The sequence below is a fragment of the Streptomyces sp. NPDC058469 genome (assembly GCF_042721125.1).
GTDB lineage: Bacteria > Actinomycetota > Actinomycetes > Streptomycetales > Streptomycetaceae > Streptomyces.
This window is the reverse complement of record NZ_JBHXME010000185.1, coordinates 1-20,529: the sequence shown is the minus strand read 5'-3', so window position 1 is coordinate 20,529 and position 20,529 is coordinate 1. Positions and strand designations below refer to the sequence as shown.

Annotated in this window: 20 protein-coding genes and 2 pseudogenes; 9 read left to right on the top strand and 13 right to left on the bottom strand. The window is 68.8% G+C overall.

The window, feature by feature from the left end; translation table 11 throughout:
• The first annotated feature begins 201 nt into the window (after positions 1-201).
• On the top strand, positions 202-966 hold the full coding sequence (locus tag ACFWP5_RS45180) for an IS701 family transposase (RefSeq protein WP_384170840.1): 765 nt from the start codon (positions 202-204) through the stop codon (positions 964-966).
• Here ACFWP5_RS45180 and ACFWP5_RS45175 read toward each other — a convergent pair.
• Complete coding sequence (locus ACFWP5_RS45175) at positions 908-1,393, bottom strand: transposase domain-containing protein (protein WP_384170838.1); 486 nt, start codon at positions 1,391-1,393, stop codon at positions 908-910. The two genes, ACFWP5_RS45180 and ACFWP5_RS45175, sit on opposite strands and share 59 nt — an antisense overlap.
• A 522-nt stretch (positions 1,394-1,915) precedes the next feature.
• Between ACFWP5_RS45175 and ACFWP5_RS45170 the strand changes: the two genes are divergently transcribed.
• Complete coding sequence (locus tag ACFWP5_RS45170; RefSeq protein ID WP_384170836.1) at positions 1,916-2,572, top strand: BTAD domain-containing putative transcriptional regulator; 657 nt, start codon at positions 1,916-1,918, stop codon at positions 2,570-2,572.
• A gap of 21 nt (positions 2,573-2,593) precedes the next feature.
• On the opposite strand, the gene ACFWP5_RS45165 is transcribed toward ACFWP5_RS45170, so the two are convergent.
• From ACFWP5_RS45165 to ACFWP5_RS45140, 6 genes are all read right to left on the bottom strand, one after another.
• The gene (locus ACFWP5_RS45165; RefSeq protein ID WP_384170846.1) at positions 2,594-3,652 is read right to left on the bottom strand and encodes an MsnO8 family LLM class oxidoreductase; all 1,059 of its coding nucleotides are present in this window, start codon (positions 3,650-3,652) and stop codon (positions 2,594-2,596) included.
• Between the two features lie 11 nt (positions 3,653-3,663).
• On the bottom strand, positions 3,664-4,965 hold the full coding sequence (locus ACFWP5_RS45160; protein ID WP_384170834.1) for an MFS transporter: 1,302 nt from the start codon (positions 4,963-4,965) through the stop codon (positions 3,664-3,666).
• Positions 4,962-7,697, bottom strand: coding sequence for a class III lanthionine synthetase LanKC (gene lanKC, locus ACFWP5_RS45155; RefSeq protein WP_384170832.1), 2,736 nt, complete (start codon positions 7,695-7,697; stop codon positions 4,962-4,964). The genes ACFWP5_RS45160 and lanKC overlap by 4 nt, the downstream gene beginning before the upstream one ends.
• Positions 7,698-7,866: 169 nt before the next feature.
• The gene (locus tag ACFWP5_RS45150; RefSeq protein WP_329347548.1) at positions 7,867-7,995 is read right to left on the bottom strand and encodes a hypothetical protein; all 129 of its coding nucleotides are present in this window, start codon (positions 7,993-7,995) and stop codon (positions 7,867-7,869) included.
• 218 nt (positions 7,996-8,213) lie between these two features.
• Complete coding sequence (locus ACFWP5_RS45145; RefSeq protein WP_384170830.1) at positions 8,214-8,501, bottom strand: hypothetical protein; 288 nt, start codon at positions 8,499-8,501, stop codon at positions 8,214-8,216.
• 20 nt (positions 8,502-8,521) lie between these two features.
• Entirely contained in the window at positions 8,522-8,986 is a 465-nt protein-coding gene (locus tag ACFWP5_RS45140; RefSeq protein ID WP_384170828.1) for a hypothetical protein, read from the bottom strand.
• Positions 8,987-9,011: 25 nt separating this feature from the next.
• Between ACFWP5_RS45140 and ACFWP5_RS45135 the strand changes: the two genes are divergently transcribed.
• The 4 genes from ACFWP5_RS45135 (at position 9,012) to ACFWP5_RS45120 (ending at position 11,635) form a co-directional block, all read left to right on the top strand.
• Positions 9,012-9,239 (top strand): hypothetical protein, encoded by a 228-nt coding sequence (locus ACFWP5_RS45135; RefSeq protein ID WP_384170826.1) that lies wholly within the window; start codon positions 9,012-9,014, stop codon positions 9,237-9,239.
• Positions 9,236-9,388, top strand: coding sequence for a hypothetical protein (locus ACFWP5_RS45130; RefSeq protein WP_384170824.1), 153 nt, complete (start codon positions 9,236-9,238; stop codon positions 9,386-9,388). The genes ACFWP5_RS45135 and ACFWP5_RS45130 overlap by 4 nt, the downstream gene beginning before the upstream one ends.
• Positions 9,385-10,113 carry an IS3 family transposase gene (locus ACFWP5_RS45125; RefSeq protein ID WP_384170844.1) on the top strand — a complete coding sequence of 243 codons (729 nt, stop codon included), beginning with the start codon at positions 9,385-9,387 and terminating at the stop codon, positions 10,111-10,113. The genes ACFWP5_RS45130 and ACFWP5_RS45125 overlap by 4 nt, the downstream gene beginning before the upstream one ends.
• A gap of 997 nt (positions 10,114-11,110) precedes the next feature.
• Positions 11,111-11,635: a hypothetical protein gene (locus ACFWP5_RS45120; RefSeq protein WP_384170822.1), complete on the top strand. Its 525-nt coding sequence runs from the start codon at positions 11,111-11,113 to the stop codon at positions 11,633-11,635.
• 179 nt (positions 11,636-11,814) lie between these two features.
• On the opposite strand, the pseudogene ACFWP5_RS45115 reads toward ACFWP5_RS45120, so the two are convergent.
• Together ACFWP5_RS45115 and ACFWP5_RS45110 are read right to left on the bottom strand one after the other, a co-directional pair.
• A pseudogene (locus ACFWP5_RS45115) lies at positions 11,815-12,327 on the bottom strand (transposase); the annotation flags it as partial.
• A gap of 105 nt (positions 12,328-12,432) precedes the next feature.
• Positions 12,433-12,540, bottom strand: a complete 108-nt coding sequence (locus ACFWP5_RS45110) for a winged helix-turn-helix domain-containing protein (protein ID WP_384170842.1) — start codon at positions 12,538-12,540, stop codon at positions 12,433-12,435.
• 1,150 nt (positions 12,541-13,690) lie between these two features.
• Between ACFWP5_RS45110 and ACFWP5_RS45105 the strand changes: the two are divergent.
• A pseudogene (locus tag ACFWP5_RS45105) lies at positions 13,691-13,825 on the top strand (ISAzo13 family transposase); the annotation flags it as partial.
• Between the two features lie 429 nt (positions 13,826-14,254).
• Here ACFWP5_RS45105 and ACFWP5_RS45100 read toward each other — a convergent pair.
• A complete protein-coding gene (locus ACFWP5_RS45100; RefSeq protein ID WP_384170820.1) occupies positions 14,255-14,899 on the bottom strand; it encodes a TetR/AcrR family transcriptional regulator in 645 nt (214 codons plus the stop codon).
• A 119-nt stretch (positions 14,900-15,018) separates the two neighbouring features.
• Here ACFWP5_RS45100 and ACFWP5_RS45095 point away from each other — a divergent pair, with 119 nt between their 5' ends.
• Positions 15,019-15,981: a zinc-dependent alcohol dehydrogenase family protein gene (locus tag ACFWP5_RS45095; protein ID WP_384170818.1), complete on the top strand. Its 963-nt coding sequence runs from the start codon at positions 15,019-15,021 to the stop codon at positions 15,979-15,981.
• Between the two features lie 152 nt (positions 15,982-16,133).
• On the opposite strand, the gene ACFWP5_RS45090 is transcribed toward ACFWP5_RS45095, so the two are convergent.
• The 3 genes from ACFWP5_RS45090 to ACFWP5_RS45080 all read right to left on the bottom strand — a co-directional run bounded on the left by ACFWP5_RS45090 (position 16,134) and on the right by ACFWP5_RS45080 (position 19,084).
• Positions 16,134-16,262: a hypothetical protein gene (locus tag ACFWP5_RS45090; RefSeq protein WP_384170816.1), complete on the bottom strand. Its 129-nt coding sequence runs from the start codon at positions 16,260-16,262 to the stop codon at positions 16,134-16,136.
• A 347-nt stretch (positions 16,263-16,609) separates the two neighbouring features.
• Positions 16,610-17,845 (bottom strand): MFS transporter, encoded by a 1,236-nt coding sequence (locus ACFWP5_RS45085; protein ID WP_384170814.1) that lies wholly within the window; start codon positions 17,843-17,845, stop codon positions 16,610-16,612.
• 357 nt (positions 17,846-18,202) lie between these two features.
• The gene (locus ACFWP5_RS45080; RefSeq protein ID WP_384170812.1) at positions 18,203-19,084 is read right to left on the bottom strand and encodes a GyrI-like domain-containing protein; all 882 of its coding nucleotides are present in this window, start codon (positions 19,082-19,084) and stop codon (positions 18,203-18,205) included.
• Positions 19,085-19,348: 264 nt separating this feature from the next.
• Here ACFWP5_RS45080 and ACFWP5_RS45075 point away from each other — a divergent pair, with 264 nt between their 5' ends.
• Entirely contained in the window at positions 19,349-20,464 is a 1,116-nt protein-coding gene (locus tag ACFWP5_RS45075) for a serine hydrolase domain-containing protein (protein ID WP_384170810.1), read from the top strand.
• The last annotated feature ends 65 nt before the right edge of the window (positions 20,465-20,529 follow it).

Below are 20,529 nucleotides of genomic sequence, written 5' to 3'. Positions count from 1 at the left end.
ACTCCGCACTGGGCATGCTCAGTCCGGTCGAGTACGAACTCCGCACCCCACCAGTAGCGTGAAACCAAGCAACTCGACTCCACCCAACTCCGGACTGTCACGGCGGCTGTAGTTCCCGGTAGGTGGCCGGATCGTCGCTGGTCAGCGATCTGTCGAGGGTGCTCGTGGGCTTGGGTGCGGCCACCGTGATCATGATCTTTTGTGACGAAGTATCAGAGCGTGGTGGCCGTGGAAGCGACGGTGGCGCGGGCGGTGTGGCGGGACTCCTTCGGGGCGTTCATGGGGCGGGTGGCGGCATGCTTCCCGCGCCGGGAGTCGCGGCAGACCTTGCGGGAGACGGTCGAGGCGGTGCTGATGGGGCTTCAGCGGCTCAGCTGCTGGACGTTGGCCGAGGCGCTGGGGCATTGCGGTCCGCACCGGCTGCAGCACTTCTTGGCGCGGGCGGTATGGGACCACGGGACGGTACGCACGTGCGTCGCCTCTTTCGCGGTGGGCCATCTCGCTGACGCGCAGGCGGTGTTGGTGGTGGACGAGACCGGGGATGAGAAGTCCGCCACCGACGCGGTCGGGGCGGCGCGGCAGTACTCCGGTGCGCTGGGCGGGGTGGGTCTGTGCCAGGTCGCAGTCCACCTCGCCTACGCGAGCGCCGCCGGGAGCGCGCTGATCGACCGGGCCCTGTACCTGACGCGGGACTGGGCCTTCGACGACGAGCGACGTGAGCTGGCCGGGGTGACCGACGAGGTGGCCTTCGCGACCAAGCCGCAGCAGGCCGCCGTGATGCTCGCGCGTGCTCGGGCGCAGGGATTCCCGGCCCGCTGGGTGGCGGCCGATGAGGTTTATGGCAGCCGTGACCTGCCTCCGGTGCCGCGACCGACGGAACGGCCTCTGCCGGAGCGGGAGTTGCCGGTCAGGCGGCAGCCGACCCGCGCGCGATCCCGGTTCCCGTCGATCCACTGGCAGGCGTGACGGCTCCCGACTTCACCCGCGCCGACGACGTGCCGTCGATCGCGACGGTCAGCAAGCCCTTGAAACGGGCGCCGACGGTGCGGATCGCCGTGGCCGGCCCGCGCAGCAGGTCGAACAGGGCCCGCATGGGGCGCACACCGAGACGGGTCCGGGCGTCCCAGAGCGCTGTGCCGGTGATCTTCGCGACCGGTATCGCCTCCAGCGCGGCGGTGAGCTTGCGCCAGACGGCCAGGTAGCCGCAGTCCTCGAACAGGGCGGCGGCCAGCAGCAGGTAGACCACCACCCAGGCGGAGATCTTCCGCAGTCCCTGCTGGACGGCACCGGTCTCGGCAAGGGCCGCATCGACGATCTCGAACGGGACGATCTGGGTGAGTTCCCCCAGGTGCCCGGGGGCGAACAGGCCCTTGGCTACCGTGATTTCACGCATGACACACTGATCGGACAGCGGAGCTTCCGGTGCTGTGAACGGCTGTCTTGGTCGACTGCCAGTTCTACTGGGGCTCCGCTTCCTACGTCCGGGGTGACCGCAGATCAGGACGTACTTGCCGACACCCCCAAACCCGTAACTTCACGGCCTTGGGCTTTGGGGTGCTGTGGGTGCTCGTCTGGAGCAGGGCCCGGTTGTGGAGACATCGGAGGTCCAGTCGGTGTAGCCGACGTGCAGAGGGATCGCTCAGTCGGCTCGTGCCCTCTTTCCGCTGGTCCACTGAGCGGAACAGTGCACGACAGGAGGAGTCCCAAGGATCACTCTTCAACCAGCAGTCCGACGTGGACCCCGGTCATGTCCGCGCGAACGAGTTCCGTTCATGAACCAGGTGTTGGGGGACAAATGGAGCAAGGGACGGCCGATCTGCAGCCGCGCGGCGTCCGGTTCACAATTTTGGGCCCGCTTTCCGTTACCAGCGGGGGCGGGCATGGACCGGTCCCGCTCGGACCCCCCAAACAGCGCATGCTTCTTGCCGTCCTGCTGTGCCGTCCCAATGGCTTGGTGCCCGTCGAGCTGATGATGGATGCGCTGTGGGACGGCGGACCGCCGAAGACCGCACGGAAGAACGTCCATGTGTACATTTCGGCGCTGCGCAAGCTCCTGGAAGACGTTGGAGCGGGCGGGCGGCTGGTCCGCCGGGGAAGCGGCTATCTGCTACTGGTCGGCGACGGGGAGTTGGATGCGCTGCGGTTCCGCAGCCTCGCCCGTGCCGGAAGGGAGGCGTCAGGCCACGGCGCGCTCGCTTCTGCGGCCAGGCTGCTGAAGGAGGCGCTGAAACTGTGGAGCGGGCCGTCGCTGCCGGAGCTGCGCAACTCGCAGACGATATCAGCCGAGGCGGAACGTCTCGGCACCCGTTTTCTGCAGGTATACGAGGAATGGGCGGAGGTTGAGCTGCGGCTGGGCAACGCCAGGGAGGTCGCCGAGACCATCGATGATCTGATGGAACTGCATCCACAGCGCGAACGCCTACGGGCCGCTCATATGAATGCCCTGTTCCAACTGGGGCGGCAGACCGAGGCATTCGCCGTATACGAGGAGTACCGGCAATTCCTGGCAGCTGAGTTCGGTCTGGGCCCCAGCCCGGTACTCGAAGCTCAGTATCGCTCGATGCTGGCCTGAGTCCGGTCCGGACCGGGCGGATCAGGTCGCCGCCGCTACGGCCAGGGTCGGCGCTTGACGTCCCGTGAGCATGCGCAGTGTCCGACCGCGCCCGGCGCCGGTGAGGTCGAAGGGGACGAGCATGATCTCGTCGACGTCCAGAGTTTTCACGACCCGCTGGATGCCCTCCATCACCGTGGACCGGCCGCCGTGGACCACCTGCTGATCCTCCAGGACCTTGCGGGTGAGGAACTCCTCCCGGGCCTTGTCCGGGGACTCTCCCAGGGCGGTCCACGTGCGGCGCCGCACGGCGTTGCACGCGGTGTGCAGAGCCAGTTGCTCGGCCTCGTCGTCACTCCCCGCGCACAGTACGTTCAGCGAGGCGATGACGTAGGGCCGGGCACCTCGCGGGCCGGGGTCGAAGGTCGCACGGTAGCGCTCCACCGCCGCCGGGCGGCACTTGGACTGGCCCAGGTGGAGCCCGTAGACGAACGGCAGCGACCGCTCGGCCGCCGTTCGGGCGCCGTTCTCGCTGGTCCCCAGGACATACACCTGGGCCGGCGAGGCAACCCGTGGAGACAGGTGCAGGGTCGGGCGCTCCGGCTCGATCGGCGTCTGCGCCCGGGTGGGCGGATCCAGGAAGCCCATCAGCTCGTCGATCAGGGCGGGGAACTCGAGCGCCGCCCTGGCGTCACGCCTCAGCGCCGCCTCGAGTAACTTGCTATGGGCCCCGGTGCCGCCCGAGGAGCGGCCTACGCCCAGGTCGATTCGGCCGGGGTGCAGTGCGCCCAGCGTGGCGAACTGCTCGGCCACAGCGTAGGGAGCATAGTTGGGCAGCATTACCCCGCCTGCACCCACCCGGATGCGCTCGGTGCAGGCGGCGACGTGCGCGATGAGTACCGCTGGTGCACTGCTGACGGCGTCGAGCGAGGCGTGGTGTTCGGCGACCCAGAAGCGGTGGAACCCGCATTCCTCAGCGGTCTGGGCGACGCCAACCACCTCCCGGATTGCCTGTTCGGCAGGCATCTGCCTGTCCGTTGCACCCAGTTCGAGCACGGACTGCAAGACGGCGGGACGGGCGCTGCCGGCGCCAACGGGCATCTGTGGCGTGATCACGAGGGGCTCCTGGCCGGTGCTGGTGTGCTTGTCTGCGGCGGCTTGGGCAGGGCGACGGGGACGGCTGCCAGCAAGGCGAACGCCATCGCGAAGGCGGCGGCGGTCGTCGGCAGTGACAGCCGGGTCAGCAGCAGCCCGGCAGCCAGCGGCCCGCAGGGCTGGACGATCTGAGCGACCAAGCCGCTAGTGGTGATGACCCGGCCGTAGATCTCCTCCGGCACGGCGACCGCCATGATCGTGCCGAACGTCGCCGAAATCACCGGGATGAGCAGGCACAGGGCGCAGAACCCGGCGACGAACGCGATGGTGCTCCCGCTGGTCCAGGCGACGGCCAGCAGCACGGCCCCGGTGGCGGGACCCGCGACAAGGGTCACTTTCAGGGAAACGTGTCGCTGGACGTACGGGGTGAGCAGGGAGCCGGCCAGTCCGGCCACCGCTGCCGCGCTCATGGCCGTTCCCACCGCGACCGCGCCGTCGGGTCTGCTGCCCACGCCGAGGATCAGGGCGAACGTGAGGGCGGAGAAAGCCAGGTTCAGCCCGGCGCCGTACAGCACGCACCAGCGCATGAACCGGTCTCCCGCCAGGTACCGCCACCCTGCGGTGAACCTCGTCAGGAACCGCTCAGCGACCGGCTGCGCACCCGCTGCTTCCGCGTCCCCGCCGCCGGGCGCCCCGTCGGGGCCCCGGCCACGGCGCGGCGCGCGGACCGCCACGGCCACGCACAGCGCGGAGACGCCGAAGGTCAGCGCGTCCACCGCGAGCGGTACGGAGGGTTCGAGCGCCAGCAGCAGCCCGGCCGCCGCCGGTGCGGCGATGTCTGCGCCGTACGCCCGCGCCTGGTTCAACGACAGCGCCGCACCCAACTGCTCGGTCGGCACGATCCGTCGGATCACCTTGCTCTGGGCCGGGCGGAACACTTCCAGTGCCGCGACCGACACGACCACCGTCACCAGAGCCAGCGCGATCGGCACAGGCCGTAGGAGCACGTACACCGCCAGCGACCCGACGGCGACCAGCCGGGCCAGGTCGGACCCGAGCATCAGCGCACGCTGGTCGCAGCGGTCGCTCAGGTAGCCGGCCGGCAGCCGTGCCACCAGCCCGACGGCCAGGGAGACCGTGCCGACGGTCGCGGCGACCGTGGTGGAGTTGCCCGCCGCAAGCAGCACCAGCGGCAGCACGATGTACGTCATCGAGGAGCCGAAGTCCGACAACGCCTGGCCGATCCAAAGCAGTTGGAAGTCCCGGTTACGGCTGAGCCGTGGTGCGGCGGCTGTGATCGGAGGGACGGTGGCGGTCATCCACGGCTCCCGGAAGCCGTCGGTGGCTCCTTCAGCAGGTCGTCCAGCAGGAAGTTCGTGTTGGTGCGCGCCCCGGGGCGCGCCCTGCGGAACCGGTCCAGGAAGAGCGCGACACCGGCCGAGCCGCTCGCCAGGTCGCAGCACTCCCGTACCGACTGCTCGCCGGGGAACACCACACCCTCCGGCCGCCGCACCGCACTGCACAGCACTGCCTCGGCTGCCCGCTGCGCGTCGCCCAGGAGCTCCGGGTCGCCCAGGAACTCGTAGGCGTCCAACAGGGTGTTGCCGATACCGCTGATCCCGTGGAACAGCTGGGGAAACGTCGTGTACTTGCGCCGCACGTCCGGCAGTAGTTCATCGATGTGCTTACGCAGGCTTCCGTCCCCGGTCACGTAGTGGTAACGCAGCAGGGTGGTCAAGATGCCCGCGGTGCCCTCGTCCCAGTACTGGCGCAGTACCGGGGACGGTTTGTCGTCGGTGCGTGCGACGGCCGGGAAGGACAGCCGTCCTGTGGGTGAGTACTCGCCGCAGGCCAGATCGAACTCCAGCCCCGCGCGGCCCAGTTCCAGCACATGCACGTCACCGGTGGCCGCGTGCAGGGCCAGCAGGAACATGGCCACGCCGGACGCGCCCTCTCCGTAGCCGACGGGGACATGCTTGCCGGAGCCGGTCCAGTGGGCCCGCACGCCCTCATGCCGCGCGCTCCGCGCGAAGTGCTCGCCGATCTCGCGGGCGCGGTCCAGGAACTCCGTGCGGCCGGTGTCGCGCCACAGCCGAAGGCAGGCCATGCCATGCCCGGCCGCCCCGGTCAGCACGCCCGGCTCGGCGTACAGCAGCCGATGCCCCGCGGCGTCGCGCAGCACCCGGGCCGCCACCTCGCGATGGCCCATCGCCGACAGCACCCAGGCGACACCTGCTGAACCGTAGTAAAGGCCCGGTGGCAGCGCCTCATGACCTGTCGGCTTGCGCAGCGCCCAGGTGAGAAAGGTGTCCGGCACCTCGCCACCCACGGTGTGGAGTGCGTAGAGGCAGCCGTAGGCACCGTGCGCGACGGACAACGGGTTGGTCTCGAAGACCAGCGGGTCCGCTGGGAAGAGCCGGTCCTCCCGCTGCAGATCGGCAGTACCGTGCAGAAACTTCACCACGCCGTCCAGCGTGGTCTCGATCCGCCGTCTCAGGTCGGCCGCGGACTCCGGTTCGGGTGTCACCGGGTGTGCCAGCGGCGGGGGCTGCTGCCAGGCGGTGGTGAAGGGCAGGTCGGTGAGACGCCGGCGCAGCGCAACCGGGTCGGGCAGCGGCGCGTTCTCGTCGTACAGGTCCCGGATCAGTGCGACCAGTTCTCCCGGCAGAGCCAGATCGGCTGCTACCTCGTCGAGGAGCCGCAGCGGGATGTCGTGGTCGACCAGGTCGTTCGAGTGGCAGGCCAGGACGCAGCACAGCAGCAGCCCGCCCAGCGCGTAGTAGTCGGTGCGCCGGTCGCCGCGCCCGGCGGCCATCGCCCGCCGGGTGACCGCACCCGGGGTGCTGAGCCCCGCGCCGCCGTCGGTCCCCTCGTGGAAGGCGGATTCCAGATCGATTACGCGGATCCGGTCGTCAGCGGTGACCATGATGTTGGTCATCGACAGGTCGCCCAGTACGATGCCGCGCTCATGGCAGGCCGCGATCGCGTCCGCCATCTGCACCCACAGCAGACGGAACCGGTCGTAGTAGTCGGCCAGCCGGGCCGGGGTCAGGTCCAAGCCGTACAGGGGGTTGTGGGCGATGCTCAGGTGGCCCAGATGGCTGCCGTCGATGTAGTCCTCGGCGATGAACGCGTGCTCCCACTGCTCGAAGAACGCGATGGGGCGCACGAACAGACCGGTGTCGGCCAGTTCGGTCAGTAGCTGGTACTCATGGCGCAGCAGGTCCACCGCGTCGATGCCTCTGGGGCCCACCTCGACATGCGGCCGAGCCTCGCGCAGCACCACGTCCGCGCCGGTCTCGGTGTCCACGCCGCGGTAGATGCCGCCGCGGTTGCTGAACGCCAGCGCACTCCCGACCTTGAACCGGCCGCCCAGCAACCCCTTGCCCGCGCTCCCACCCGCGCCCGCGGCTCCGTCCTTGTCCGTTTCTGTTCCCCGGTCCGCACCCGCGTACGGATCCTGCGCCCAGTCCGGGACGAGCCAGTAGGGGGTGCGCACATCCGGGACCAGCGAGCCGTCGGGGGCCTGGATCATCAGATCCCGCAGGCCCAGCGGCTTGAGCTCGAAGCGGCTGACGAACCCGCCGTAGCGGTAGGACACCACCCGCGATCCCGGACAGCGCCGGTCGGTGAGGACATAGGGTCCGTCCAGCCCCGCCAAGGCCTGGGTCAGCGCTGCCGCGATGGCGCGGAACTGCGTGTCGTCGTCCGGGTAGACGGTGATGAACTTCCCACTCGATGCGCGGGGGAACGACTTTCCGTTGGCCTCACCCACTGCCGGGGGGTCCATCAGGAACTTAAAGCGCACCCCTGCATCCCGCATAACCGGCAATGCCCGCCGTAAGGTCTCGGTGCTGTTGCGTGAGGTCGAAGAGACGTGCAGCTTCCAGCCCTGGCCGACTAGGAGAGCGCCCGGCGGTTCGGCGATGATCCAGTAGCCACGACGCCAGGTGTGCCAGTCGTCCGGCAGCGCCGCCCGGTATTCGCGCATGTGCTCGCTGCTCGGCATGCGCCGGCTGAAGTTCTCGAACCACCGCGGATGGTGACTCATGTAGGACAGCATTGTTTCCCACGGCCGCTGCATATCAGCCCGCCCCTTTTCGCGCTAGTGGTTGTGGTCCGGAACCTGTTGGCCCGAGGATCTGACGCTGCGATCGGTCCCGGACGGGACGAGGGAGCTTTGTCCGATACAGTCCGGGACCGCAAGCGCTAAGTCGCTGTCAGCAGCTCAAGAGGTAGCAGGAGCTGCAACTGTCGACGATGACGCTGGTCTGGCTGTCGTCCTCAAGGTCGAGGCTCTGCAGCGACAGCACGAAATCCGCGTCGGTGAATCCGGTTTGCTCAGTCATGGGATCTCCACTTCCGATCGAAGGTGAATTTTTTCGCCACGACGACGCCCGATAAACGCCCTGGCGGGTTCGGAAACTCCGCCCGGCGATTAAACGGGATTCGCTGACATCCTCGATACTGGGCAGGCCCGCTTCGAAAACGGTATGCCAATGGTATGGATTCAGTACTTTCCCAGGCCCGGAGCCGCGGACCTCGGTCACGGCAGCTGTAGTTCCGATCATGCGGCTGCGGTGACCTCGTTCCAGCGGCGGTGACAGGTGGCGGCGTGGAACTGGTGGCGGCGGCGCCACCTCGACCAGCGCAGGACGTGCTCGGGGTCGGTCACGGGGTGTGGCAGGACGAAGGACCGCAGGATCCGCAGGAGTTCGAGGCGGGTGACGGGAATCTTGGCGGCTTCCGCCGGTTCGAGGCCGGCGGTGCGGTGCAGGGCGGTGCTCACGGACAGCAGGGCGGCGGCGATGAGGCTGATCAGGCTCCAGCGGTACCGGGACTTCCAGCAGGTCACCTGCCCCTGATCGAGGCCGGTCAGCGACTCCCGGCTTGAAAATCTTCTTCCACCCGCCAGCGGCGGCAGACCACTTCGACAAGATCGGCGAGCGCGACGGGGGTGGCGGAGGCGGAGTGGCAGCGGTAGAAGGACAGTTGACGGGTGTAGCGGTGGCGGCGGACGAGCAGGAAACTGGGCCCGGCATCGAAGCCGGGCGGGGTGTCGTCGCCGATGATCTCGATCATCGCCCAGTCGTAGTGGTGGTCGCCCTTGGTGCCGTGTCCGGTCCGTATCCGCTGCCAGGCCCGACGCGGCAGCTTCGCGAGCACGGCAGCCGTGTCGAAGCGGCCGGCCGGGGTACTGACCCGGTGGGTGGCGGGCACCGCAATCGCGTAGTCGAACCCCAACTCACGTATACAAAGGCGCAGGTCACGGACGCCGTAAACCTCATCGGCCGCCACCCAGCGGGCCGGGAATCCCTGCGCCCGAGCACGCGCGAGCATCCAACCATGCTCTCCACATGATCGCGTGACCCAGGTGCGGGGCGACGGCGAAGGCGCTACATACTTCGCCAAGCAACTCACCGTCGACAAGACCAAAACGGAGGCCCTGCGACTGCTGCGGCGTCGCATCTCCGACCGTGTCTTCCAAGCCTTGCTCGCCGACCAAGCCGATCTCGGCGAACCCTTCAACCCGCTACCAGAGACGCCCATGAGGCTGGCTGCTTGGCATAGGAGCATCAAGGGGATCCGGTGACGGTGCACCCGTTCATCGAGGCGGAGAAGCAGAGCGGTCACGGCGTCAAGCGTGCATGTGAACTGCTGCAGGTCTCCCGCCCCGTCTTCTACGCCCGCCGCAGTGGCAGGCCCGTGCCGCGCGCGGCACGGTACGTGATGCCGAGCTGACCGAGAAGATCACCGCGGTTCACGAGCGATCACGAGGAACTGACGGAGTCCCGCGCATCCATGCCATCCTGCAACGCGAGGGCGTGGATTGCGGACGGCGCCGGATCACCAGACTGATGCGCACCGCCGGACTGCAGGGCCGGCACCGCAGACGGCGGCAGCTGACGACGATCCCTGATCCGCGGGCCGCCGTCCGGCCTGACGTCGTCGTCCGCGACTTCGCTGCCGACCGCGACGGCCTGGACAGCCGATGGTGCGGCGACATCACCTACATCCCGACCGAGGAGGGCGGGCTCTATCTGGCCACCGTCATCGACATCGCCTCCCGCCGCGTGGTCGGCTGGTACACCGCCGACCACCTGCGGACCGAACTGGTCGCCGACGCTCTCCAGTCCGCCTGCCGCGAGCGTCGTCCCGCCCCGCCGGTGATCTTTCACTCGGGTCACGGCTGTCAGTACACAAGTCAGCAATTCGCCTCTCTGGCAACGGAGTTGGGCGACGTCTGTCCGTCGACCGCACCGGGCAGTGGTGGGACAACGCGCTCGCCGAGTCCTTCTTCGCCACCATCAAAAGGGAGTTGCTCGACACAAGCTCCTGGCCCAGTCCGGACGGCTCTGCGCGCAGGGCTTGCGCGGCAGGGGAGTTGGGATGCAGCAGGTCCACGGTCAACGTTTGAGGCTTGCAGAAGCCGCGAGCCTGAAGGTCGGTCAGCACGGGCGGAATGACCAGTCGCCGAAGGCTGTCGTCGGCCGGCACCACGGTCGCAAGACCATCCCAGTACAGAAGCGCCTGGCGTATACGCTCGGTCGGCGGCTCGATCCGCGGGTAGTAGAGCATGACTGGCTCTTCGGCCCCCTGGCACGAGGTATCCACTTGTCGGTAAGACCCCGGGTGCCACCCCGCCCGGCGGGATGTGGTCCCGCCGGGCGGTGATCAGGCCCGTGGTGGTCCGGACTCATAGCTCTGTCCCACCGTTCGCTGCGGGACACCGCTTTCCTGATTCCAGGCTGCCGGTTGGTTCGCCGCTCGTTAACGCACACCCAGCACTTGGCCGACCGCGTTGCCCAGGACATCCGCGCCTTGCTGGGACCTTGGCCTACTGATCTTTTCAGGCTGTTGGCGGTTGCTGATCCCTGCGGTAGGCCGGTGGTGTGCGGTACGAGCATGAGTACGTCACGCTCGGCGCAGGCGGCGGCGATGCCCCGGGTCCGGTCCGGGCTGATGCCGTTGGCCTCGACGTACACACCTCGGAAGAGGTGCGTGAGGACCTCGTGCGCCACGTCCTCCGCCGCGTGCGGCGGACAGACTGGCAGGACGAAGTCGCTTGCGGCCAGAGCGGATTCGAGGGACTCGGCGGCCTCCATGCCTGCCTCCTGGGCCCGTTGGAAGCTGGCGGGGTCGCGGCCGGTGGGGACGTATAGCACCCGGGCTCCCGTGCGGGTCGCCTGCCCGCGGACTCTCGCGCCCATGGCGCCGGGATGCAGAAGCGTCAACGTGGTCTTGGGCTCAGGTTACGAGGGGGCCGTTACCGGGCCCTGCGCGCGATGCCGACAACCATGCGCGGGCCATGACTTGCCCTCCGTCAGTCCCGCCGTACTAAAAAATTCAACAAAGGGATCTTCGGGGCCGGTAAAGGTTCTACCCGCATAGATGAGCCGGGTGCTGTCATGCTCACGACCGCCCGGAATTCCTGCCGGGCACCGCTCCGGGAGATCCCCCTCCATGCCCCGAATATCCCGCTCCCTGGTCACCGCCCTCTCCTCCCTCGCCCTGGCCGCCGCCGGCCTCACGGTCGCAGCCGGCACCGCGCACGCGCAGAGCTGCAGCCAGGACTACCTCCCCCTCCCCGACCCCACCTGCCAGCCCGGCGACTTCAACCCGGACGTCACCCAGTCCACCATCGACTCCACCATCTGCGTCTCCGGGTGGACCGCGACCGTCCGGCCGTCCAGCTCCTACACCACCGCGCTGAAGAAGACGCAGATCGTCGAGTACGGCTACACCGACACCAGCACCTCGGACTACGAGGAGGACCACTTCGTCCCCCTCGAACTCGGCGGTTCCCCCAAGAGTGCGCTCAACCTCTGGCCCGAGCCGGAGTACGGCACCAAGACCGCCGCCAACAAGGACACCGTCGAGAACAAGCTAAAGAAGGCCGTCTGCGCCGGCACCGTCACCCTCGCCGACGCCCAGGACGCGATCGTCACGGACTGGACGACCGCGCTGTCGAACCTCGGCCTGAGCTGATCCCGTCCGCTCGACGTAGGGGTCGGTCTCCTCCTCCGGGAGTAGCCGGCCCCTCTCGGGAGACAGACCAAGTGCCTCCGTACGGGCGATGTTCTTGGCCATCGCGAGGACGAGTGCGGGGCATAGGAGAGGGACATAGGAGTTATTGAGCTCGTCGGAATGTTGTCCGGTGCTGGGTGAGTGAGTCCGGTGGCGGCAAGGCAGCCGTCGATGAGGTCGGGCCGGAGCTGGACATGACGCAGGCCCAGGCGCAGGGTGCGTTCAAGACACTCGTCGTCGGCGAAGGCGGTGTTGGCCAGCGGGCCGCGCCGTAACAGCGACCAGATGCCCTCCACCGGATTCAAGTCCGGTGCATAGGAGGGAAGTTGCACGATGGTGAGCCAGCCACGTGCAGCCGCGTACTCACGTATCCCGGCGGCCCGGTGGGTGTTGAGATTGCCCCAGACAACAACCGGGGCATCGAGTTCCAGGTGGGCGCGGACCAGGAGGTCGCGGTAGTCCTGCCAGGTGAAGCTCTTGCGTGCTCCTTTGAGGAGCAGGTGGAAGCGGGACCGGTAGATCAGCCGAGACCTTTTGCCGGGCCGGTAGCAGCACATCGCGGCAATGGAGATCCGCCGCCGGGACCGTCCCCGCACGCTCACCACGGGAGTCTGTCCGCGCCGGCCCCACGTGCGGGCTCGCGGCGGCGTCATCGCGAACCCAGCCTCGTCCTCGAAAACGATGTGGGCCCCGAGCGCCGCCGCGGTCCTTCCACCTGCGGCCACACGTCCTTCTTCCACAACTGGACGGCTTGCTCGTCACGTTCCAGGGCCCGCCAGGGCCGGACTCTGCCAGGACCAGCCGTGGCGGTGCAGCAGCCGCACTCCCGCGATGCAACACGTGAGGCGAAACTGCCTGCCGATCACGGTCCTAACGCGTTCCAGCGTCCACCGCTGATCCTCCCAGCTGTGCGCGGCCGGCCCCCTGGTCAGTTCTTCCTCCAACCGGGCGAACTGCTCGTCAGACAGCTTCAGTAGATACGGGTGATGGACAACCAGTGCGACCAACCAGCCCGATCGAACTCGGTGGCCTCGCCGTCGGCGGGGCCACCGAGCGCATTCAGCCACCGTCCCGGATCACCCGAACCGGGGATAGCACCACACATGTTGCGATGGTTAGGCTCAGCAACACCAGGTTTGAGCTGCACCGATGTGAGCTTCACAGCACGGCAACCGCTGGAACCCCCAGAGAATTGTTGGTAGGCGAGTTTGCAGGGCATCAGCCACACCCGCCCGTCCTGCCGGCGCAACGTTTTCACGGTGGTCTCGTCCCCAGAGCGCGGCGACGATGTCTCCGTGGTCGGCGCCGTACGGTCACGATGTCGCCGGCACAGATCGCGGCGCCGATCATGGAGTAGCCGGTGACCGGAACCCGACGAGTTCGCCGAGTCTCGGAGGACTCCGCCTTGGAACCGGTGGACATTCTGCCTCCATGGCGTTGAGCCTGACGTGGGTTCGCCCGCTACGACTGTGTTGATCGGCGGGCCCTCGGCCGCCTCTCGCACGGCCGACCGTCAAGGCGCGACGGGATGTCCCGGCCTGCCAGTAGTAATCGCCGAAAACAATGGATATCCCTGACCCGCAGTGATCCGCCGACGGCGGCCAGGGCAGGCTCAGAGAGCCTCACGCGGCCCGCGGGATACGCGCCTCGGCCGACTTCCTCGACACCACCAACTGAGCGCGCGTGCCTTCGCCGTGCCGGGAACTCGGGCGGCACCAGCAGGTGCTGTGGAGACAACAGCTAGGACCAGATTGGCATCTGATAGGCCGTGATGTAGCTGCTTGCCTGACCGCGCCCCGCCAAGGGCTCTGCGGCCGAGGGCCCCGACCTGACGGGCCGTCTCGGCGAGGTCCTCCGGCCCGGACATCGGGTAGTAGATGGCGTCGATCTGGCCCGCGAGGTCGATGGCGATGATGCCCGCGCCTTCCTCGGCGAGCAGCCTGCTCCAGCCTCGCCGTTTCGGTTGGAGTGAAGTCGCGTGTCGACGATCGCGATATTGAAAGCGTCCACACGGTGCGGGTCGACACCCATGACTTCCCCGACCGCGAGCTGGGCAGAGCGGTGCCCTACGGCGTCTACGACGTCGCTGCGAACACCGGCTGGGTCAACGTGGGCACCGACCACGACACCTCCGCATTCGCCGTCGAAGCCGGATAGCACGCGGCGCGCCGCGGCCTGAACGCAGATCCGGTCGACCCCCATACCGCCACGTCCTCCCCGGCAGCGGCGCTGGTGGGCGCCATGCTCGTTCGCCTCACACCCGCGCTCAAGGAACTCGGGGACGTCGACCAGGTGACCTCCGGCGTGCAACGGCTGCTCGATCAAGGGACGGGAGCCACAAGACAACGTGCCGCGCTTCCCGGTGGTGGCACGGAGGCGCTTCTGGATCTCCTAGCACACCAACCCGCGCAACCTGCCGCCGCGGTGAGCAGCGGAAGTCGGCAGTCACCGCGCGCGATCTCGCGCACCCTTTCAAGCCGTTGCCCGACAGGCTTTGCCGACGCCCCCGCCGGAGTGCGGTCTGCTGCGGGCCGTACGGACGGATCACACGTGAGCGCGGTCAAGTACAGGGCGACGGGTTCACGGCGTGTCGGGCGTGTGCGCGAGCTGGAGGCGTGGTGCCGGTGGCAGTGGCGTGAGTTCTCCCCTGTCCGGCGTGGCGTGGAACGCCTCCATCACGTAGGCGGCATAGCGGCGGGAGGCTGCCAGCCGGGCGGCACGGGGTGTGTGTTGGATCCCCTGGTGGGCCATGAGCATGAGGACCAGGTCGTCGACGACGAAGTCGGAGCGGAGCTGGCCGGTCTCCTGTGTGCGGCGGGCCAGTTCGGCAACCGCGCGCAAGGTCCGCTCTCGGTCGGTGGCGAAGTCCATGGCCTCGGGAAACGCCGTCATGAAGGCGTCCGCGAATCCCCGGCTGTGCGCGTGGAGTTCGCAGATGCGCTCGACCAGGCCACGGAATCCGTGCCACGGATCCGGGGCCGCGAGGGCGTCATGGACGGCGGCCTGGCAGCCTCGCCGCTGTTCGGCGAAGGTCTCCACGATCAGTGCGCGCTTGGTCGGGAAGTGGCGGTACAACGTCGCGGGGCCGACATCCGCCTGCCGGGCGACTTCACGCATGGGCGCGCTCAGGCCCTCCTCGGCGAACACCGCGCGGGCGGCGTCCAGGATGCGGGCCCGGTTGTCGCGGGCGTCGGAGCGCACGGGGTGAGGCAAACGGTCGGTCATGGTCTCTCACTTTAGCCAAACGGACGGGGGCGTCCGTTACGGTCCCGATGTCGGTGGCAGCGGCCCCATCCCGGCACACCGGCTACGACCCGCACGTTGACCGAACTTGAGGAGCAGAGATGAAAGCCGTTGTGGTCAGGGAGTTCGGAAACCCTGACGGTCTGGAGGTCGTCGACCTGTCCGTGCCCGTACCTGGCCCAGGACAGGTACGGATCACCACGGAGGCGATCGGGGTCGGCGGGGTGGACGCCGTCATCCGCAGGGGAACGCTCGCCGCGTACGGCTTCCGGGAAGGCCATCTCCTGGGCAGTGAGGTGGCGGGCAGCGTCAACGCGGTGGGAGATGGCGTGGACGCCTCGTGGGTAGGGCGCCGGGTGTGGGCGTTCACCGGTCTGGCCGGCGGGTATGCCGAGCAGGCCGTCGCCTCGGTCGACGACGTCCTTCCGCTGCCTGATGGTCTGACCGGCGCGGACGCGGTGACTGTCGGCGGCTCCGGTGTGGTCGCTCACTTCGCCTTGGACCGCGCCCGTTTCGCGCCCGGCGAGAGGGTTCTCGTGCGCGGGGCGGCAGGCAGCATCGGGATCATGGCGGTCCAGCTCGCGGCCAGGAACGGTGCGGGCGCGGTGGCGGTCACCACCTCGTCCGCGCAACGTGGCGCGCGCCTGAGGGACCTGGGCGCGACCCATGTCCTGGACCGCTCCGGAGTGGCCGACTCGGATGTGCCGTCGGGCTTCGATGTGGTGATTGATGTCGTGGGCGGTTCCCAGGTCCCCCTCTTTCTGGACAGGTTGAATGACAACGGGCGGTACGTGGCTGTCGGCATGGTCGGAGGACAGCCACCGGCGGACTTCGGCATGCGACTGATGGACGGCTTCCGCAGGTCGCTGTCGTTCGCCACCTTCAGCTCCGACACCGTGCCCGGCGCGGACCGGCGGGCCGTGCGGTCGTCCCAGTTCAACGACGCCGCAAAGGGAGACCTGCACACGGTCGTCCACGAGGTGCTGCCGTTGCGTCAGGCGGCCCTGGCCCACCACGCGATGGACGCGGGCACGGTGTTCGGCAGGATCGTGCTGACGCCATGAACCGGCAGGAACGGTGTTCGAGGCCCTAGGTGACGGGATCACCGTCGCCACCCGTCTATCCGCCCAACAACCTCGACCCGCCTTCACTGCCCGGCCTTGCCGAGCCCGACGAACGCGGTGGATTCGTCGGGGAGTTGAGGTCCAGCGGACCGTCAAGTGCCGACGGCGCCCTCACCGTCCCAGGCCAACGTTCTTGGAACGGAGTCGAGATCACTCCGCAGCCACCAGCGTTCGGCGATCAGGTCGGTCGCCGAGCGGGAAGGCAGCGTCCTCGCGAGCATCCACCGCGCGTAGGTCGCACCGGACGCTCACCGCGCTCGTAGACCGTCCGCAAGACCCGGATCGACGGGGCGACAGGCCGACCGCACCTCCCCCACCCGCTCCTTGAGCACCGTCATCCGAGGTCACGGCCGATCCGCTCGATCATCACGGTCGCGGGCATGTCCGGCCGCTGCTCCAGCAGTTCACGGAAAGGGCGGGACCGCGTCCACGACCAAGCCCTTCAGCGCGATCGCCCCGATCGGCACCCACTCGGTCCGGTGAAACCGGCGGATCTCCGCCCGCCTCGACGCTGATCCCCCTGCACTGGCCGTGTTCAACGAACCGGGCCTGTGCAGGGGGCCACCTTTCAGGCGTCCCTACTGGTCCGCGTTTGAGACGTCGTCGACAAGGGTTCTGACGGGGTTTGGGCCGATGAGGAAGTGATCAGTGCAGAGCTGCCGGTATCGCGGTCCGTGAGGCCTGCGAGGAGGGCGAGGCCAAGGCCGGCTGCGGCGAGCGTCGCGCCGACCAGGGCCGGTGAGGCCCAGCCCCAGCCGGCGGAGATGGCCAGGCCGCCGAGCCAGGCGCCGCCGGCGTTGGCCAGGTTGAAGGCGGAGTGGTTGGAGGCCGCGGCCATCGTCGGGGCGTTCTTCGCCTTGGCCATGAGCAGCATCTGCACGGGGGTGGTGACCAGGGCGCCCATCGCGCCCATGAAGGCAAGGGTCACCAGGGCGAGGACGGTGCTGTGGACGGTGAAGTAGAACGCCACGAGCGTCGCACCGAGCAGGAAGAGGCCCCCGTACAACGTCGGGCGCAGGGCCCGGTCGGTGAGCGGACCCGCGATCAGTGTGCCCAGCGTCATTCCGATGCCGTAGAGCGCGAGGACCCAAGTCGTGGAGGAGTCGGAGAGACCGGTCAGGTGGGTCAGGATCGGCACCAGGTAGCTGTAGACGGCGAAGAAGCCGCCGAATCCCACGACGGCGGTGGCCAGGCCCAGGGCGACCTGCCGGTTGCCCATCGCCCGCAGTTCGTGCCGGATGCCGGCCTGGTCGCTGCGGGGCTGGTGGGGGACGAAGGCGGCCAGTGCGGCCAGCGCGACCAGGCCGATGACGGCGACGGCGCAGTAGGCGTATCGCCAGCCGAGATGCTGCCCGAGGGCGGTGCCGGCCGGGACGCCGACGATGTTGGCGACGGTGAGTCCGAGGAACATCCTCGACACGGCCCGCCCGGCTCGTTCGGGGGCGACCAGCCGGGAGGCCACGACGGCGCCCACCCCGAACAGTGCTCCGTGGGGCAGGCCCGCCAGGAACCGTGCGGCGAACAGCAGGCCGAAGTTCGGAGCGAGAGCGGAGGCGACGTTACCGACCACGAACAGTGCGGACAGCAGGACCAGGAGCCGTTTGTGGGCGATGCGCGCGCCGATGCCGGTCAGGACGGGCGCCCCGACGACGACACCGAGCGCGTAGGCGGAGACGAGGTTGCCGGCGTGCGGCACGGACACGCCGACGCCGTCGGCGATCTGGGGCAGCAGTCCCATCGTGGCGAACTCGGTCGTACCGATACCGAACGCGACGAGGGCAAGGGCCAGCAGGGCCAGTGGCATGGAGCGCAAGTACCTTTCACGGGCGGCGGTTTGCGTGCGGATGCGGGTGAAGCGGGCCGGACCGTTACGTGTCCCGTTCGCCCTGTTTCTGTAGCTGTCGCGCCGGCCACCGTTGCCCGATGCGCCCCTAAGGGCAGGAAAAGCCTACAAGCGCTTCAGCCGCGGCACGCACTCACGCATTCCAAGATCGGACGACGAGAATCATGGCCTGCATCACAGTTGGCCCGTCGGCCTGTCACCCGAAGGCGGAGAGGGGGCCGCGACCCCCCTGGGCAGGTCGCTCGCCCGGCCGTGAAGTCAAGGGCTGGACGCGCCCCTGACGAGCAGGAGCATCCCCGCCGGTCGGCAGACCGGTGTTCACGCGGCGGCGTTCCCGCTGTCCCGCTCGATCGGGATCCACAGCTGGGAGTGGGTCTCTTCGCCGATCTCCACCAGTTGCGTCCGCAGGAGCTCCGGACCGGGCCGGCTCGTGTACGGGTTCGAGGGGAACCACTGGGTGAACACGTCCCGCCACAGTTCCTGGAGCGCGCTCGGATAGGGCCCGTCGTTGTCGAAGACCGCCCAGGTCCCGGCCGGCACGTCGAGGGCGTGGAGTTCCTCGATGGCCGTTTCCGGGCTGGTGGCCACGCCGATCCAGTAGTCCGCCTCGGCGCCCTCCTCCCGACTGTCGGTCAGATACACCGCTGCCGACAGGATCCCCTCCGGTTCCCGGCCGGCGAGCTCCTTCATCCGTACGATCGCCTGCTCGTCCAGGCTTTCCAGGTGCGCCGCGGCGGCCGCGTTGACCCCCTCGTGCACCAGCGGGACCCGGGTCTTCCTGCCGACGATCCGAAATGCCTCCTTCTCCACGATCCGGTACCGCATGGTCGTACTCCCTTCGACGACGACGCGGAAGGACATGCGGGGCTGTGCCGTGAGCAGCGCGCCCGTGCGCCGGGCCTCGCCCGGACCGATGCCGTGCACCGACCGGAACGCCCGGGCGAACGCCTCGCCCGAGCCGTAGCCGTACCGCACCGCGACATCGAGCAGCGTGCGTTCACCGGCCAGCACCTCGGCCGCGGCGAGCGTCATCCTCCGGCGCCGCACGTAGACCGGGAGCGGCATCCCGGCGAGGGCGGAGAAGAGCCGCCGGAAGTGGTACTCCGACACCGCGGCGATCCGGGCCGCCTCGGCCACGTCGACCTCCCGGTGGAGGTCGGCCTCCAGGTGGTTCAGCGCCTGATTCAGCCGCTCCAGCACGTGTATCCGTCCCTCTTCCTTGATTCTCCCCCGCAGGAATGCGCACCCGGATGTGGCAGCTCCTGCGGCTGGGTGCCGTGTCGTGACACACATGCCGGTCGAGTGGTCGCCGGGCCCGTGAGACCAGCTGCCGATACGGCCGGTCGGCGGGCCGCCTTCAGGTGTGGAGGTGATTGTGGAGGTGATTCCTTCGCGCCCTGCCCGACAGAAGCCGTGCGGGAATTGTCGGGCGGGCGGCCTCGGCGTTGCCTGAGGCTTGCGCACATGACTGATATTAAGGGGCTGTGCGAGCCGCGGTTCGCCGCAGTCGAGGAGGCCCTCGCAGCTTCGCTCGGCAAGGACGATGTGGGTGCCTCGGTCGCTGTCCACCTCGACGGCGAGCCGGTGGTCGACATCTGGGGCGGGTACGCCGACGCGGACCGCACGGTCGGCTGGGAGCGCGACACCCTCACGGGCGTGAACTCGACGACCAAGAACATGACCGCCTTGTGCGCGCTCGTCCTGGCCGACCAGGGCCTGCTCGATCTGTCTGCGCCGGTCGCCGCCTACTGGCCCGAGTTCGCCGCGGCGGGCAAGGAGCGCCTGCTGGTGCGCCATGTGCTGTCCCATACCGCGGGGCTGCCGGACCTGTCCGGGCTGGCGGCGGTCGAGGACCTCTACGACTGGCAGAGCGTGACGGCAGGGCTGGCCGCGCAGGCCCCCGAATGGGAACCGGGAACCGCCGCCGGGTACCACGCGCTCACCTTCGGGTTCCTGATCGGTGAGATCGTCCGCCGCATCACCGGCCGTAGCCTCGGCGATTTCTTCGCCGAGGAAGTGGCCACACCGTTGGGCGCGGACTTCCACATCGGGCTCTCCGCCGACGACGACCACCGCGTCGCACCGCTCATCCCGCCGCCGTCACTGACCGACGAGTTCGCCGCCGGCGCACCGCTCGGACCGGACGGCACACGTCGGGAGTACACCGGTGTCGCGGTGCGGGTGAGGGATGCCAACTCCGTGGCCTGGCGCCGTGCGCAGATCCCCGCGGTGAACGGCTTCGGCAACGCTCGGTCCGTCGCCCTCGTCCAGTCGGCCCTGGCGAACCGGGGTTCCGCCGGTGGCGTGCGGCTGCTGTCCCCCCAGGGCTGCGAGCCCGCGTGGCAGGAGGTGTTCCGCGGCGAGGACCGGGTGCTGCGGACGCCGATGTCCTGGACCGTGGGCTTCGGAAAGTTCGGCAACACCTTCGGTTGGGGCGGATGGGGCGGCTCGCTGGTCGCGAGCGACCCTGATGCACGTATGACGGTGGCCTACGTGATGAACCAGATGATCGACCGGGAGCAGCAGGAGGACAACCGCGGCATGGAGATCATCATGGCCGCCTACAGCGGACTGCGGTGACAATCCGCGGGAGGTCGACGGCCGTCTTCTGCCGGGCGAACTGTGTGTCGTAGAGGTCGGCATAG